General features: G+C 66.2%; 15 protein-coding genes. 9 read left to right on the plus strand and 6 right to left on the minus strand.

From position 1 onward, the window contains the following. Positions 1–9: 9 nt before the first annotated feature. Positions 10–936 carry a LysR family transcriptional regulator gene (locus tag PXJ20_RS21380; protein WP_421031093.1) on the minus strand — a complete coding sequence of 309 codons (927 nt, stop codon included), beginning with the start codon at positions 934–936 and terminating at the stop codon, positions 10–12. 255 nt (positions 937–1,191) lie between these two features. On the opposite strand from PXJ20_RS21380, the gene fabV reads away from it, so the two are divergent. Then, entirely contained in the window at positions 1,192–2,412 is a 1,221-nt protein-coding gene (gene fabV / locus PXJ20_RS21385; RefSeq protein WP_421031094.1) for an enoyl-ACP reductase FabV, read from the plus strand. A gap of 151 nt (positions 2,413–2,563) precedes the next feature. Here the strand turns inward: fabV and PXJ20_RS21390 are convergent, their stop codons facing one another. Further along, on the minus strand, positions 2,564–3,013 hold the full coding sequence (locus PXJ20_RS21390) for a hypothetical protein (protein WP_421031095.1): 450 nt from the start codon (positions 3,011–3,013) through the stop codon (positions 2,564–2,566). Positions 3,014–3,176: 163 nt separating this feature from the next. On the opposite strand from PXJ20_RS21390, the gene PXJ20_RS21395 reads away from it, so the two are divergent. The 6 genes from PXJ20_RS21395 (at position 3,177) to PXJ20_RS21420 (ending at position 9,397) form a co-directional block, all read left to right on the plus strand. Beyond that, a complete protein-coding gene (locus PXJ20_RS21395; protein ID WP_421031096.1) occupies positions 3,177–3,470 on the plus strand; it encodes a hypothetical protein in 294 nt (97 codons plus the stop codon). 142 nt (positions 3,471–3,612) lie between these two features. Next, the gene (locus PXJ20_RS21400) at positions 3,613–4,203 is read left to right on the plus strand and encodes a nucleotidyltransferase family protein (protein ID WP_126876441.1); all 591 of its coding nucleotides are present in this window, start codon (positions 3,613–3,615) and stop codon (positions 4,201–4,203) included. A 213-nt stretch (positions 4,204–4,416) separates the two neighbouring features. Further along, positions 4,417–5,139 carry a PIG-L deacetylase family protein gene (locus PXJ20_RS21405; protein WP_421031097.1) on the plus strand — a complete coding sequence of 241 codons (723 nt, stop codon included), beginning with the start codon at positions 4,417–4,419 and terminating at the stop codon, positions 5,137–5,139. 157 nt (positions 5,140–5,296) lie between these two features. After that, positions 5,297–5,536, plus strand: coding sequence for a hypothetical protein (locus PXJ20_RS21410; RefSeq protein WP_277599937.1), 240 nt, complete (start codon positions 5,297–5,299; stop codon positions 5,534–5,536). A 212-nt stretch (positions 5,537–5,748) separates the two neighbouring features. Beyond that, positions 5,749–7,299, plus strand: coding sequence for a methyl-accepting chemotaxis protein (locus PXJ20_RS21415; RefSeq protein ID WP_017777468.1), 1,551 nt, complete (start codon positions 5,749–5,751; stop codon positions 7,297–7,299). 352 nt (positions 7,300–7,651) lie between these two features. Further along, a complete protein-coding gene (locus tag PXJ20_RS21420; RefSeq protein WP_421031098.1) occupies positions 7,652–9,397 on the plus strand; it encodes a peptidoglycan D,D-transpeptidase FtsI family protein in 1,746 nt (581 codons plus the stop codon). 73 nt (positions 9,398–9,470) lie between these two features. On the opposite strand, the gene PXJ20_RS21425 is transcribed toward PXJ20_RS21420, so the two are convergent. Together PXJ20_RS21425 and PXJ20_RS21430 are read right to left on the minus strand one after the other, a co-directional pair. After that, positions 9,471–9,782 (minus strand): hypothetical protein, encoded by a 312-nt coding sequence (locus PXJ20_RS21425; protein ID WP_042301348.1) that lies wholly within the window; start codon positions 9,780–9,782, stop codon positions 9,471–9,473. 14 nt (positions 9,783–9,796) lie between these two features. Beyond that, a complete protein-coding gene (locus tag PXJ20_RS21430; RefSeq protein ID WP_017777465.1) occupies positions 9,797–10,753 on the minus strand; it encodes a chemotaxis protein in 957 nt (318 codons plus the stop codon). Positions 10,754–11,282: 529 nt separating this feature from the next. On the opposite strand from PXJ20_RS21430, the gene PXJ20_RS21435 reads away from it, so the two are divergent. Continuing rightward, entirely contained in the window at positions 11,283–12,083 is an 801-nt protein-coding gene (locus PXJ20_RS21435; protein ID WP_421031099.1) for an SDR family NAD(P)-dependent oxidoreductase, read from the plus strand. Here PXJ20_RS21435 and PXJ20_RS21440 read toward each other — a convergent pair. Beyond that, positions 12,080–12,466 carry a VOC family protein gene (locus tag PXJ20_RS21440; protein ID WP_126876562.1) on the minus strand — a complete coding sequence of 129 codons (387 nt, stop codon included), beginning with the start codon at positions 12,464–12,466 and terminating at the stop codon, positions 12,080–12,082. The genes PXJ20_RS21435 and PXJ20_RS21440 overlap by 4 nt on opposite strands. A gap of 316 nt (positions 12,467–12,782) precedes the next feature. Continuing rightward, a complete protein-coding gene (locus tag PXJ20_RS21445) occupies positions 12,783–13,403 on the minus strand; it encodes a cupin domain-containing protein (protein ID WP_421031100.1) in 621 nt (206 codons plus the stop codon). Positions 13,404–13,578: 175 nt separating this feature from the next. Here PXJ20_RS21445 and PXJ20_RS21450 point away from each other — a divergent pair, with 175 nt between their 5' ends. Next, on the plus strand, positions 13,579–14,202 hold the full coding sequence (locus tag PXJ20_RS21450) for a LysE family transporter (protein ID WP_277599475.1): 624 nt from the start codon (positions 13,579–13,581) through the stop codon (positions 14,200–14,202). The last annotated feature ends 131 nt before the right edge of the window (positions 14,203–14,333 follow it).

The raw sequence follows: 14,333 nt of genomic DNA on the forward strand, positions 1-14,333 counted from the left end.
GTCGCGACGTTACCGGCGGTCGGTAATCCGCTGCCGCTGTGCGAACTGTTCGCGCAAACGGGGCGCCGCGAAGTCGACGAACGCACGCACCTTCGGCACCGAAAGCCGCCCTTGCGGCGTGATCAGATGCACCGGCAGCGGCGCATGCTCGTTGTCTTCGAGCACGATCTTCAGCGCACCGTCGCGCACCGCCTCCGCCACGTGATACGAGAACACGCGCGTCACGCCGTGCCCCGCGCAGGCCGAGGCCACCGCCGCGCGCACCGTGTTGACGGTGAAGCACGGCGTGAACTGCACGACGAAAGGCACCGTGGAGCGCCCCGCAGGCGGGAAGCTCCACGAGTCGAGGCCGAAATGCGTCATGGCGATGATGCGATGACCCGCAAGATCGGCGGGCTGCGTGATGGGCGGATGCCCGCCCAGATAGTGCGGTGCGGCGGCCACCACGCGCCGCACTTCGCCCACGGGAATGGCGATCAGCGACGAGTCCGGCAGATGCGCGATGCGCAGCGCCACGTCCACGCCTTCGTCGATGAGACTCACGGGACGGTCCAGCAACTGCAGACGCACGGTGACGTCGGGATGGAGCGCCATGAACGCTTCGAGCACGGGCTGCAATAGCTCCTCGCCCGCGGCCACGGGCGCCGTGACCGTGAGCAGGCCGCGCGGGGCCGCGGCCTCGCCGGCAACGAGCAGGTCGGCCTCTTCGAGATCCGTGAGAATGCGTCGGCACGCGCCCGCATAGCGTTCGCCGGCATCGCTGAGCCTCAGCGTGCGCGTCGTGCGGTGCAGCAGCGCTGTGCCCGTGTGCTCTTCGAGGAATGCGACGGCACGACTCACGGCGGCGGGCGAGCGTCCGAGGCGCCGGCCTGCGCCCGCGAGGCTGCCTTCGTCCACCGCCGCAACGAACACCCGCATGGCGTCGATTCTGTCCATTTAGCCTGTCGCTTTAGTCCGTCGGTTGGTCCGTCGTTTGGCCTGTCAGTTGGCCCATAAAAGCCTCACATCGAAGTTGCCGCAGTCTACCGCGCCATGCCCGAAGGCATCGTCCAGCCGGGCATGAGCACGCGCGTGCCGCCGGCAAGCGGCGTGCGGCAAGCGCGTGTCGCGTCCGCTTGCCGGCCGGCTCCTTTAAAATGCCGTCATTTTTTGCGTCCGCGGCCACGGCCCGCATCTCGACAAGGGGAGTACATGATCATCAAACCGCGCGTGCGCGGCTTCATCTGCGTCACGGCCCATCCCGCCGGCTGCGAAGCCAACGTCAAGGAGCAGATCGATTACGTGACGGCGCAAAGCCGTGACGGCGCCGCAGACGAGGTGGCGAACGGGCCGAAGAAAGTGCTCGTGATCGGCGCCTCCACGGGCTACGGGCTCGCCGCGCGCATCACGGCCGCGTTCGCGTACGGGGCCGATACGCTCGGCGTGTTTTTCGAACGCCCCGGCAGCGCGAGCAAACCGGCCACGGCCGGCTGGTACAACAGCGCAGCGTTCGAAAAATTCGCACGGCAAGCGGGCCGCTACGCGAAAAGCATCAACGGCGACGCGTTCTCCCACGCCGTGCGTGAGCAAACCATCGACGCCATTCGCCGCGATCTGGGCAAGATCGACCTCGTGGTCTACAGCCTCGCGGCACCGCGGCGCACACACCCGGTCACCGGCGAGACCTTCGTCTCCACGCTCAAGCCCATCGGCAAGACCGTCACGCTGCGCGGCCTCGACACCGACAAGGAAACCATCGGCGAGACGGTGATCCAGCCCGCCACGCAGGCCGAGATCGACAACACAGTGGCCGTGATGGGCGGCGAAGACTGGCAGATGTGGATCGATGCCCTGAGCGAAGCCGGCGTGCTCGCCGACGGCGCGAAGACCACGGCGTTCACCTACCTCGGCGACACGCTCACGCACGACATCTACTGGAACGGCACCATCGGCGCCGCGAAGAAGGACCTGGACCGCAAGGTGCTCGACATCCGCGCGAAGCTCGCCGCGCACGGCGGCGACGCGCGCGTGGCCGTGCTCAAGGCCGTGGTCACGCAGGCGAGTTCGGCCATTCCCGTGATGCCGCTGTATCTCGCGCTGCTGCTCAAGGTCATGAAGGAAAACGGCACGCACGAAGGCTGCATCGAGCAGGTGTATGGGCTCTATCGCGAGAGCCTCTACGGCGCCGCGCCGCATCTGGACGACGAAGGCCGCCTGCGGGCCGACTACAGGGAACTGGCGCCCGAGGTGCAGACGCGCATCGGCGACCTCTGGAATCACGTAACGAAAGAGAACCTCTACGAACTCACGGACTTCGCCGGCTACAAGCAGGAATTCCTGCGGCTCTTCGGCTTCGGCCTCGCGTCCGTGAACTACGACGCCGACGTGAATCCGGACGTGGCCATTCCGCATCTCGTCGATCTGACCGCATAGGCATAAGGTCTTCGCACATTGCATCGCGTGGCATTGCATCGCGTCACGGCTTCCCGCTCGCAAAAAGCCGTGACGCGATGCGAACCCGCGGAAGAAGTTACAAACGGGCGCATTCCATCAACGCCCGCTGCACGCTCGCCCCACGCTGCCGCTACGGCTTCGAAACCGTCAGCGTGACGCGCGAAGCGCCCGCTGCCGCCGCCGTGATTTCCGTACGATCGCCGCGTGCGCCCAGGTAGAAGTGCTGGCGCGCGGGCGAGTTCTGGTCGTGCGTGGCATCGGGCAGACACGAGGCGATGTCGGCGCCCACGCCCTGCAACGCAGCCGCCGACGATCCCGCGTCGTGCGGCGTCCATTCGCATCGATACGCCGCGTGCGACGGCGTGCAGCGCGCGTCGTCGCCATAGGGTTGGGCGACGGCGCGTCCGTCGTCGGGACCGAGCGACTGGAAGCCCTGGGGCGCCGCCGCGACGATGCGTTTTAGCGCCGCGCAGGGGCTCGGCGTATCGTCTGCCCGCGCGCTCGCGAGGGGAAGCGCGAGCCCCGCTGTCATCGTTGCCGCCAGGGTGGCGATGGCGGGCAAGAGGCGAAAACGTGTCATGACCGTTCCTCCATTGCATGCACGCAATGCTGCAAGCCGCGTGCCGGGCACGCTTCGTGCGAAGCGGCCAGTGGGTGCATCGCATGCGTGGCAACCCGCTATTGCAACTGCGCAACCCCAGCAATCCAACACTCAGCCACAGCAAGGACGCCCGGGAGGAACCATGACTACTCGCGTCTCGACAAGCTCGGTACTCGCCTGCGCGCTGCTCGCCACAGGGCTCGCGCTCAGCGTGTCGTCCCCTGCCCAGTCGGGCAAGCAGGAAGAAAGTGCCTGCAAGGGCGACGCATTTCACTTCTGTGCAGAGGACATTCCCAACAAGCAGAAGATCGCCCACTGCCTGCAATCGCACTACGACGAGTTGAAGCCCGCGTGCCAGGCCATGTTTTCGAAGCCTTCGCAACGGTCGCAACCGGCGCAGCCCGGGCCGAAGGGCGCCGATACGCAGTCCAGCTAAGCACGCATGTGCCGCAGGCACATCCGCACTCGGCTATAAGCAATCGGCCCGCACGAGGCCTATAAGCGCCCGCCGTTCGCGACGCTTGCCTCACGACCGGTTGCGCCGCACAATCGGCCTCATTCCCCACCCGGCCGTTCTCATGCCTTCCTACGAATCGTTCGCGACCGGCGTGCTGCTTGCCGCCGGTACGGGCTCGCGCTTCGATCCCGACGGTCTGCGCAACAAGCTGCTCGCGCCGCTGCCTGATGGCACGACGGTCGCGCACGCGGCGGCGCATCGTCTGCTGCTCGTCGTGCCTCAGGTGGTGGCGGTGGTTCGTCCTGGCGCAGACGCGCTCGCGCGCGTGCTCAACGAAGCGGGCTGCGACGTGATCTTCTCCCCCGCGGCCGAGCGCGGCATGGGCGCAAGCCTCGCCGCCGCTGTCGAGGCGACGGACGATGCGCAAGGCTGGGTCGTTGCCCTTGCCGACATGCCGTGGATCGCGGTCTCCACCGTTGAAGCCGTGGCGCGCGCCGTCGATCAGGGCGCGCCGCTCGCCGCGCCGTACTATCGCGGGCAGCGGGGCCACCCGGTGGGCTTCGGTGCCGCGCATCGCGAAGCGCTCGTGGCATTGGACGGCGACACCGGCGCACGCGCGCTCTTCTCGTCACAGGCCGTGACCCGCATCGAGGTGAACGACCCCGGCATCCTGCGCGACGTCGATACGCCGGCAGACCTCAAGGGCGAATGAGACGACAGACGACGCGTCGATGCGCCACGCTCGCGCGCAGGCACATCGCTTGCCCCACGTCGTTCAAGTCCCGCGAAAATGTCCTACGAAAGCAGCGTGCCATTGTCTAAGCTGATGTGACCGCCGCTCTCACCGGTCTTGCCGCCAGTCGTCGTTGTTGCGACGATGGTTACCTGCTGTCGCGTGTCACTGCCCGCTACCCTTCCCACGCCCATGAGCGAAACCAACCCGCGCCTCTTTGTCGTCTCCCCTCATTTCGACGATGCCGTGTTCGGATGCGGCGCCCTGCTCGCCACGCATCCCGATGCCGCCGTCTGCACCGTGTTCGCCGGTGCTCCCGAGCACGACCTGTCCACGCCCTGGGACAAGCAGTCCGGTTTCAGCGGCGCGCACGAAGCCATTCGCATGCGCGCGGCAGAAGACGACCGCGCGCTCGACTTGCTCGATGCGATTCCGGTCCGCATGCCGTTTCTCGATGCGCAGTACCTCGATTCGCCCACCGTGAGCACGCTCGCGGCCGCGCTGGAAGAGGTCATTTACGGGTCCACGGCCAATACGCTGCTGATGCCGCTCGGGCTTTTTCACAGCGACCACGCGCTCGTGTTCGCGGCGTGCTGCGAAGTGCTGCCGCGGCTCGCGCATCTCTCGTGGTTCGCCTATGAAGAAGCGATTTACCGGCGCCTGCCGGGCCTCGTGCAGGAACGCCTCGCAGATCTGCTCGAACGCGGCATTACTGCCACGCCCGCGCATCCCGCACACGATCACACGCTCGACGAATCGCGCCAGGCGTTCGCCAAACGCGAAGCGGTACTCGCCTACGAAAGCCAGTTGCGCGCGCTGCCCAACGGTTACGACGACGTGTTCGCGCCCGAACGCTACTGGCAGCTCGATGCCATCCGGGCGCACGGCGAACGCGCGAGGAAGCCGGCATGGTGAGCGACGCGCGGCGCACCGAAGTCCCTGCATCACCGCGCGGTATCGCCTACGCTATGAAAGACGACGACCGGCGAGCGCCGGCTGCTTCACCTGTACTTTACGTACTTTCGAAGCACGCCGGCCTCGCTCCTTCCCGCGAGGTGAGTTGATGATCCGCATGCATACCGCCCCCCTACCCGATCCGCTGGCGGACCCCACGCGCGACCCCGACAGCGAGCGCACATCGCCGCCCACGCCGGGCCATCACAACGACGAACCCCAGCGCCCCGAAGGCCCGCCCGAGAAAGATCCGGTCACGCGTCCGGGCGCACATCACGCACACGACAGATACGACGAATACGACGAATGTGCAGAACACGTCGCAGTGTCGTGCGACGCCCTCTCGCTCTGCGAATAGCAACGACACATCGCAAGGAATAGCAGGCGCTGCAAACAACGAGGGAGCACATTCGCATCGCAGGCAAGCGTGCGACAAACAGCCTGAGCATGAGGCTCGAAATTACGGGTTTCCCCTGCTGCGCTGCGGCATCCGCAGTGCCGTTATGGCAAGTAACCCCGCCAGGGACGCGCGTTGCCCGAGAGCGGCCTTACAAAGAATGAGCCCCCATCATGCACAAGCTAACCCTCAACCAGAAACTGGGTTCGATGATCGTCGTTCTGTGGATCGGTCTGATCCTGATCGGTGCGTCCGGCGCGTGGCAAAGCCGCACGTCGATGATCGCCGAACGACGCACCCAACTCGTCGCGCTCATCCAGCAAGCCAACGGCGTCATCAAACACTATTACGACCTCTCGCAGCAGCATGTGTTGAGCGAAGACGACGCGAAAAAACAGGCGCTCGCCGACATCGCCGCCATGCGCTACGGCGCGGACGGCTACATCTCCATCAACAATTCGCAGTCCGTCATGTTGATGCATCCCATCAAGCCTGAACTGGTCGGCAAGCAGATGGCGAACTTCACCGATCCGGCCGGCAATCACATGTTCACAGACATCGTGAATGCGGCCAGCAAGGAAGGCGGCGGCTTCGTCGATTACCTGTGGTCGAAGCCGGGCAGCCAGGAACCGGTGCCCAAGACGAGTTACGCGCTGCGCTTCGCGCCGTGGGACTGGATCGCCGTCACGGGCATGTACATGGACGACGTGCGCACGGCGTTCCTCGAAAGCCTCGCGCGCTGGCTCGCCATCACGGTGACGCTCGGCGCGGTGGCCACGGCCGTGATGGTGCTGGTGCTGCGCAGCGTGCGGCGCAGCCTGGGCGGCGAACTGGAAACCGCGCTGGAAACGGCGCACCGCATCGCACAGGGCGACCTCACGGCGCACGTCACCGTGCAAGGCCGCGACGAGCGCAGCCTGCTGTTCGCACTGCGCGCCATGCAGGAGTCGCTCGTGAACACCGTGGGACGCGTGCGCAGCGGCGCCGAGAACATCAACGTGGGCGCCAACGAAATTGCGGCGGGCAACACCGACCTCTCGCAGCGCACCGAGGAACAGGCCGCCGCGCTCGTGCAGACCGCCTCGAGCATGGACCAGATGACCTCGAACGTGAAGCAGAACGCGGACAGCGCCACGCAGGCGGCAACGCTTGCGAGCGAAGCGGCGGAAATCGCCACGCGCGGCAGCCGCGTGGTGGACGACGTGGTGCGCACCATGGGCGAGATCACGCACAGCGCGCAGCAGATCGGCGACATCATCGGCGTGATCGACGGCATCGCATTCCAGACCAACATCCTCGCGTTGAACGCTGCGGTGGAAGCGGCACGCGCAGGCGAACAGGGCCGCGGCTTCGCGGTGGTCGCAGCGGAAGTGCGCAGCCTCGCGCAGCGCTCGGCCACGGCGGCAAAGGAAATCAAGGCGCTCATCGAGAAATCGACAGACACCGTGGAAGGCGGCGCGGCGCTCGTTTCGAACGCGGGCTCGACGATGACGGAGATCGTGCAGTCGGTGAAGCGCGTGAACGAGATTCTCGAAGAGATCAGCCATGCCTCGCGCGAGCAGAGCGCGGGCATCGAGCAGGTGAACCGCGCCGTAGGCGAGATGGACCAAGTGACGCAGCAGAACGCGGCGCTCGTGGAACAGGCTGCCGCAGCGGCCCATTCGCTCAAGGACCAGGCAAGCGCGTTGCGCGACGCTATTGCGAGCTTCCAGTTGCCGGCTTGATCGCCACCATGCAGAGGCCGGCTTCGCTGGTCTTCTGCAAAAAATGAAGACGCCGGCGCGTGCGCCGGGCGTCTTCGAAACCACGCCATGCCGGAATGGCGCACTCACTAGACGAGTGAGCGGCGCGGAATTTGAAAGGGTCGCGACACGGCCCGGGCGCGGTCTTTGTGCCTTCTCTGCGCGCTTTCTCTGCGCGCGTTGGTCCTTCCCCTGCAAACGCCGGCACCGTGCTCATCGCGAGGGCAAATCATGTCGCGACGCCACGCTCCGACCATCACTTCACACGTTCATTACATTATGATTACAGCCTACCCACCCGCTTCGTGACGGCGACCGCTGTCCGCTCTCGTTCATGACCTACACGAAGAACCGGCAACGGCCTGCCGGCTACACCCGCAACAGTGTTCATCCCGCGCTCGCGGCGCGCCTGCCCTCGTGGCGTTCGAAGTTCGTCGTGCTGCTCGCCTCCGCAGCCTTCGCCACACTCGCGGGCCGCGCGCTGTGGGTGCAGGTCGCCAATCGCGAGTTCTACGTCGTGCAGGGCGAAAAACGCTATCAACGCACGGTCGAACTGGATGCCACGCGCGGGCGCATCGTGGACCGCAACGGCGGTCTGCTCGCAGTGAGCCTTGCCACCTACGAAATCTGGGCCACGCCCAAGCTCGTGGACGAAGCGGCGTACGGTCCGCTCGCGGAATTACTCGACATGCAGCTCGACGAGTTGCGCCGCCGCTTGCGCAGCGACCGCTCGTTCGTGCTGCTCAAACGCCAGGTGGATGCACAGACGGCGCAGCACATCGACCGGCTCGCGCTCGCCGGCATCACGCAGATTGCGGATACGAAGCGCTTCTATCCCGAGGGCGAATCCGCGGCGCACGTGGTGGGCTTCACCGACATCGAAGACAAGGGACAAGAAGGCGTGGAGCTGGCGGCAAATGCGCAGCTTTCCGGCACGCCGGGGCACCGCGAAGTGATTCGCGACCGCCTGGGGCGCGTGGTCTCGGAAACGCGTCCGCCCGTGCCCGCACGCAACGGCGAGACCGTTCGTCTCACGGTCGACCGGCGCATTCAGCAACTGGCCTACGCGCAGCTGAAGACCGCGGTGGCGAAGCACAACGCGCATGCGGGCAGCGTGGTCGTGCTCGACGCGCACAACGGCGAGATTCTCGCGCTCGCCAACTGGCCGTCGTTCGATCCCAACGACCGCGCCCGGCTCACGGGCAGCCAGTTGCGCAACCGCGCGGTGGTGGACACGTTCGAGCCAGGCTCCACGATCAAGCCGCTCGTCGTCGCGCTCTCGCTGGACGAGCGCAAGGTGCGTGCGCAGACCATCGTGGATACGTCGCCGGGCACCTGGCGCATCGGCCCCGCGGTGATTCACGACACGTCGAATCATGGCCGCCTGACGGTGGCCGAGGCGCTGCAGAAATCGAGCAATGTCGCGCTCGCGAAGCTCGCGCTGAACCTGCCGGCCGAAACCCTCTGGCGCAAGTATCAGGACTACGGCATCGGCCACCAGCCGGCGCTCGCGTTCCCGGGCGCCGCGTCGGGGCAGTTGCGGCCGTACGCACGCTGGCGCCCCATCGAGCAGGCCACGATGGCCTACGGTTACGGCCTGTCGATGTCGCTGCTGCAGATCGCGCAGGTCTACACCGCGTATGCGGGCGACGGCACGCTGCACCCTGTGCGTCTCACGCAAAGCGCCCCGGCCACCGACGCAAACGGCGCACCCAACATCAGCGCACCCGCGCATCCGCGCCGCGTGACGACACCCGCCACCGCGGCTGCGATCCGTTCAATGCTGGAGATGGCCACGGGCGACGGCGGCACCGGCCGCGCCGCGAACGTGCCGGGCTACCGCGTGGGCGGCAAGACCGGCACGGCGAGAAAGCACGTGGGCCAGGGCTATGCGAAGAACCGCTACCGCTCGCTCTTCGTCGGCATGGCGCCGATGAGTCGCCCGCGCGTGATCGTCGCCGTGATGATCGACGATCCCGCTGCCGGCCAGGGCTTCTACGGCGGCACGGTGGCGGGTCCCGTCTTCGCGGGCGTGACCGAAGGCACACTCAAGCTACTGGGCGTGCCGCCCGACGCCTGAAAACGGCGCGGAAGGACCCGAGCCGAACCTGAGCGCTATCCGGCGTGCTGGCTTCGGCACGCCGCAAAAGCCGTCAGCTTTCCTGGTGTTCGATCAGCATCCAGCCTTTTTTCGCATGGCCATCCACGGAACGGTCGAAGCCTGCGTTGAGCTTCCATTCCCACGTGGGCGCCGGCATTTCGCTGCCGTGCGCGGCAAGCGCCTCGATCTGCCGCTTCACCTGCTCGCGATTCGCCATGAAACGCGAGCCGGCATACACGACGTTGTAGAGCGGGACGAGCGAGTCGACCAGAAACACCCGAACGACTTTGCCGGGCGCGACCACGATTTCAGTGGTCGATCCGACCGAGATGGGAAAGCGGATGGAAAGAGAAGACGTCTGCATTTCAGGGTTCGTTTTTATGCCTCGGCCAGCGCATGGCGCATGGCATCGGCCAGTTCCGCGGCGGCAAACTTGGCGACGTAGCCGTTTGCGCCTACCTTCTTCACATGCTGTTCGTTCGCGCTGCCCGACAGCGACGAGTGGATGACCACGGGAATGGCGCGCAGCTCGTCGTCGGACTTGATCATGCGCGTGAGCGTGAAGCCGTCCATCTCGGGCATTTCGAGGTCCGTGAGCACGAGCGCGATCTCGTCGGAAACGCGGCTGCCCTGATCGCGCGCACGCTGCACGGCGCCCTGCAGGAACTCCCACGCCTCGCGGCCGCTCTTGGTCGTGACGTAGGACACGCCCATTTCATCGAGGCTTTGCTCGATCAGCTTGCGTGCCAGGCCCGAATCGTCCGCGGCCAGCACCTTCGAGCCGGGACGCAGCGTGATGCGGCCCGTCTCCTGCTCGGGCTGGGCGCCGTGGTCGGGCATTACGTCGCGCAGAATCTGCTCGACGTCGATCACCTGCGCGAGGCGGCTATCGGGCGTGTTGCCGTCCAGTCGCGCGAAGCCGGTCACGGCGCCGTTGCCGAGCGACGCATCGGCGGGAATGACGTGATTCCATTCCAGCCGCACGATGTCGTCCACCTCTTCCACCGCGAAGCCCTGCGTGGTGCGGGCAAATTCGGTGACGAGGAGAATGCGCGGGCCACCCGCCGTGCGACAGCCGATGGTCTGCGCCAGGTCGATGACCGGCATGACCTGGCCGCGAATATCCACCACCCCCATCACTTCGGGACGCGAGCCCGCGAGGGCGGTAATGGGCGGCATCTCCACGATTTCCCGGACCTTGAACACGTTGATGCCGTACAGCTCGCGCTGGTCCGAGCCGGGCGCGCTGCCCAACCTGAACAGCAGCAGTTCGAACATGTTGTTGCCGGCCAATCTGACACGCTGCTCAATGTCCTGCTGGGCTTTGTCGATCATGCAGAACTCCTCTCTGTCTCTTTCCTCATAGGGGGCAAGAGGCATAACGGCAGACGGGCGCATTACTTGAGAGCGGTCTTTTAGGGACGGTTGATCGAAAACAGGCCGGATTGATATGAGCAAAACCGCGGCAAACGAAAAGCAAGGGATAGCCCTTATCGCGTCCTGAACACGGCATGTTCAACGACGCATGTTCAACCACGCATGTTCAAGGACGCATGTTCCAGGAATAAAGCGCCGATGAGCGCGCGCGCCAGGACCTCGAAACGAAGCTCGCTCTCCACCCCGCTGACGGAACCCGTCTGTATCCTCTCGCACCTGTGCGCAGACCGTTCGGCGAACCGATGCAAACGCAACGCAAAGCGCCCCGCCGTGGCGGAAAGCGTGCATTCGCTGCTCTGTGGTCAAGTGTTTATGCCTTCAGACTTCATGTCCTGAAACATGCCCATAAACGTCATTTACGCCACCCTCCGCGACGCCTACGATTTGCCTTGCCGAATCCACACCACTCAACCGCAAGGAGCAAATCATGACTCAGGCACATCAAGGCACGGCGCTGGTAACGGGCGCATCGTCGGGCATCGGCGCCATTTACGCCGACCGCCTCGCGCGGCGCGGCTACGACCTCGTGCTCGTGGCGCGCAATCGCGAACGCCTCGTCACGCTCGCCGACCGCATCACCACCGAAACGCGCCGCAACGTGGAGGTGATCGAAGCCGATCTCGGCGACCGCGCCGCGCTGGCTACCGTGGAAGCAAAACTCAAGGAAGACGCGAGCATCGGTCTGCTCGTGAACAACGCGGGCATCGGCACGCATACGCCGCTGCTGGAGAGCAACGTCGAACGCATGACAGACATGATCGAGCTGAACGTGACGGCCTTGACGCGCCTCGCCTACGCCGCGGTGCCCGGCTTCGTTGCGCGCGGCAAGGGCGCCATCATCAACATCGCGTCGATCGTCGCCATTGCGCCCGAAATGCTCAACGGCGTGTATGGCGGCACCAAGGCGTTCGTGCTGGCGTTCAGCCAGTCGCTGCACCACGAGTTGGCGAGCAAGGGCGTACAGGTGCAGGCCGTGCTGCCCGGCGCCACCGCCACGGACTTCTGGCAGACGGGCGGCCTGCCGCTCGAACACCTGGACAGCAACATCGTGATGCCCGCACCGGACATGGTGGACGCGGCGCTGGTGGGCTTCGACCGCGGCGAGCTGGTCACCATTCCGTCCCTGCACGCGGGCGAAAAGTGGGACGCCTACAACGCGGCGCGTCTCGCCATGTTCAACGAGTTGTCGCGCAACGTGCCGGCGCCGCGGTACACCGCTGCGCGCTAGTTGTCGAACGTGCCTTGATATTCGGGGGCGGCGTCTGTGCGGGTGTTCAGCTCGAACATCACGCCGCCCGGCGCGCGGCAGAAGAAACGCGAGCCGCGACCGTTGTTGAAGACCTCGGTCTCCATCTGCACGCCGTCTGCCTTGAAGCGTTCGTACAAGGCGCGCACGGCCGCGAGGCTCGGTAGCTCGAAGCCCGCGTGGAAGGCTTTCGGCCAGGCGGGCACGTCGTCGCGCGCGTGATCGATCACCACGTCGAAACCGGGGCGCTTCAGGATGTACGACTGCTCCCACGTGCCGGCAATCGTGAACCCGAGATACTGCTCGAAGAAGCGGGCGGTGGCCGCGGTGTCCGCCGAAGGGAAGCTCAGGTGATTGAGCTTCATGGTTTGCGCCGTGGCGCGCGTCGTGGTTTGTGCCATGGTTTCTGAGGTGCGTTGAATCGTATCGGTCATCGTGAGTCTCTCGAAGCGTGGCGATGGCCCCATGCCATCTCGCCCAACGACGCCAGAATAGAAGCCCGACCACCCTTGCCACAACTCGCATTCCCTGCACGCTGCGGCACGCCGGGAAACGCCGACGGCACGGCGTGTTTCGACGATGGGCTGTGGTCGAGCGCGTGCCTGTTGCTCACATTTGCGTGTTTGCCGCCGTGCCCCGCGTTTGAGTCGGCGTGCGCCGGCACGATACCGTGCGGCTCGATCAAGCCCCGTGCCACAGCTTCACGAGCGGACCTTGCGCGCCGTAGAGCGGGTCCGACTTCGGATACCCCACGCGCTCCAGTGCTGCGAGGCGCTCGGCGTCCAGCGCCGTGCGGCTGATGCCGGTGTCCTGATCCGGCGGATACGCGCCCACGACGAGAAAGTCCCGGCTCGCGTCGATGCGGCAATGGCCGGTGCCCGCGGGCAGCACGGCCACGTCGCCCGCACGCAGCGTGACCTCGTGCCCACCGGGCAGCGGCCCGCCCAGCATCACGCGTGCCGTGCCCGCCGCAATGCCGAGCACCTCGTGCGTGGACGGATGGAAGTGGTGGAAGTCATACACGCCGTTGCGCCATTGCGGCGGCCAGCCGTTCTGCGCGGAGCGCGCTTCGAAGCGCGCGGCGGGGTCGCGGCCGGACGGCGCAATCGCGTCTCGATAAACGAGCACGGGCAACCGCGGATGATTCGGAATCCAGCCGTTCGGTGCAAGGCGCAGCGTTTCGGGTTGAACGACGGCGGCAGCGGCGCCCTCCGCTACAGGCAGCACGCAAAGCGCAGGCACGAGGCGCGCGAGCACCCGCGTCCCGATGAGGTCGAATGGCATTCGGTGAGCGGTCGTCATCGGTTCCCTCCTTTCGCGACGAGGCCTGGCTCAGGGGACATACAAAGTCATACCCGGGTCGCACCCAAGCCACACCCAGGCCACACAGCAGTTTTTAGGCCCGCCGCAGCGCGCGCGCCGCGGCACGATACGTTAACATCGGTGGCTTCCCCGCTCCTTCCGTAGAGGTTCGCCGATGCCCTATCTTGCCCAACTTGCTGCCGTAGCCGGCGTGATGCTGCTGGCCTGCATCAGCCCCGGTCCCGACCTGATCGCCGTCACGTCGCACGCGCTCTCGCGCCGGCGCGCCGGGCTCTGCGCCGCGGCCGGCATCGCCACCTCGCACGCACTGTGGGCCACGCTCGCCGTGTTCGGGCTCGGTCTGATCCTCGCGAAGCTCGCGTGGCTTTACGAAGGCATCCGCATTGCGGGCGCCCTCTATCTGCTGTACCTCGGCGTGAAAACGCTTGCGGGCCTGCGCCAGCCGTCCGAGCCGCAACCCGCAGCCACCGCCGCGTACACGGGCAGCGGCTGGCATTCGTACCGTCGCGGCGTGCTGGTCGGGCTCACGAATCCGAAGGCCGCCGCGTTCTTCGGCAGTCTGTTCGTCACGCTGCTGCCCGTGCACGCGCCCATGTGGGTGCACGGTGCAACGGTGGCGACCGTCGCTGCGGTCTCCATCGGCTGGTTCAGCACGGTCGCGGTGCTGCTCTCCACGGCGAGCGTGCAGCGCGGCTACGCGAAGATCCGCAAGCCGATCGATGCCGTCATGGGAACGGTGCTGCTGGGGCTCGGCGCGAAGCTTGCCATCGATCGTTGATTGAACCGTTGATTTAGCCGACTACCTTGCCGCCCGGCGCATTCGCGCCGGGCAACCAGCGGCCTCGCATCAAGCCGCCGTGGTGCGGCCATAGAGCGGCCACGGAGGCCGCTACAGAGCCACATCAAAGC

It is taken from the genome of Paraburkholderia sp. A1RI_3L (assembly GCF_048957895.1).
GTDB classification, from domain to species: domain Bacteria; phylum Pseudomonadota; class Gammaproteobacteria; order Burkholderiales; family Burkholderiaceae; genus Paraburkholderia; species Paraburkholderia kururiensis.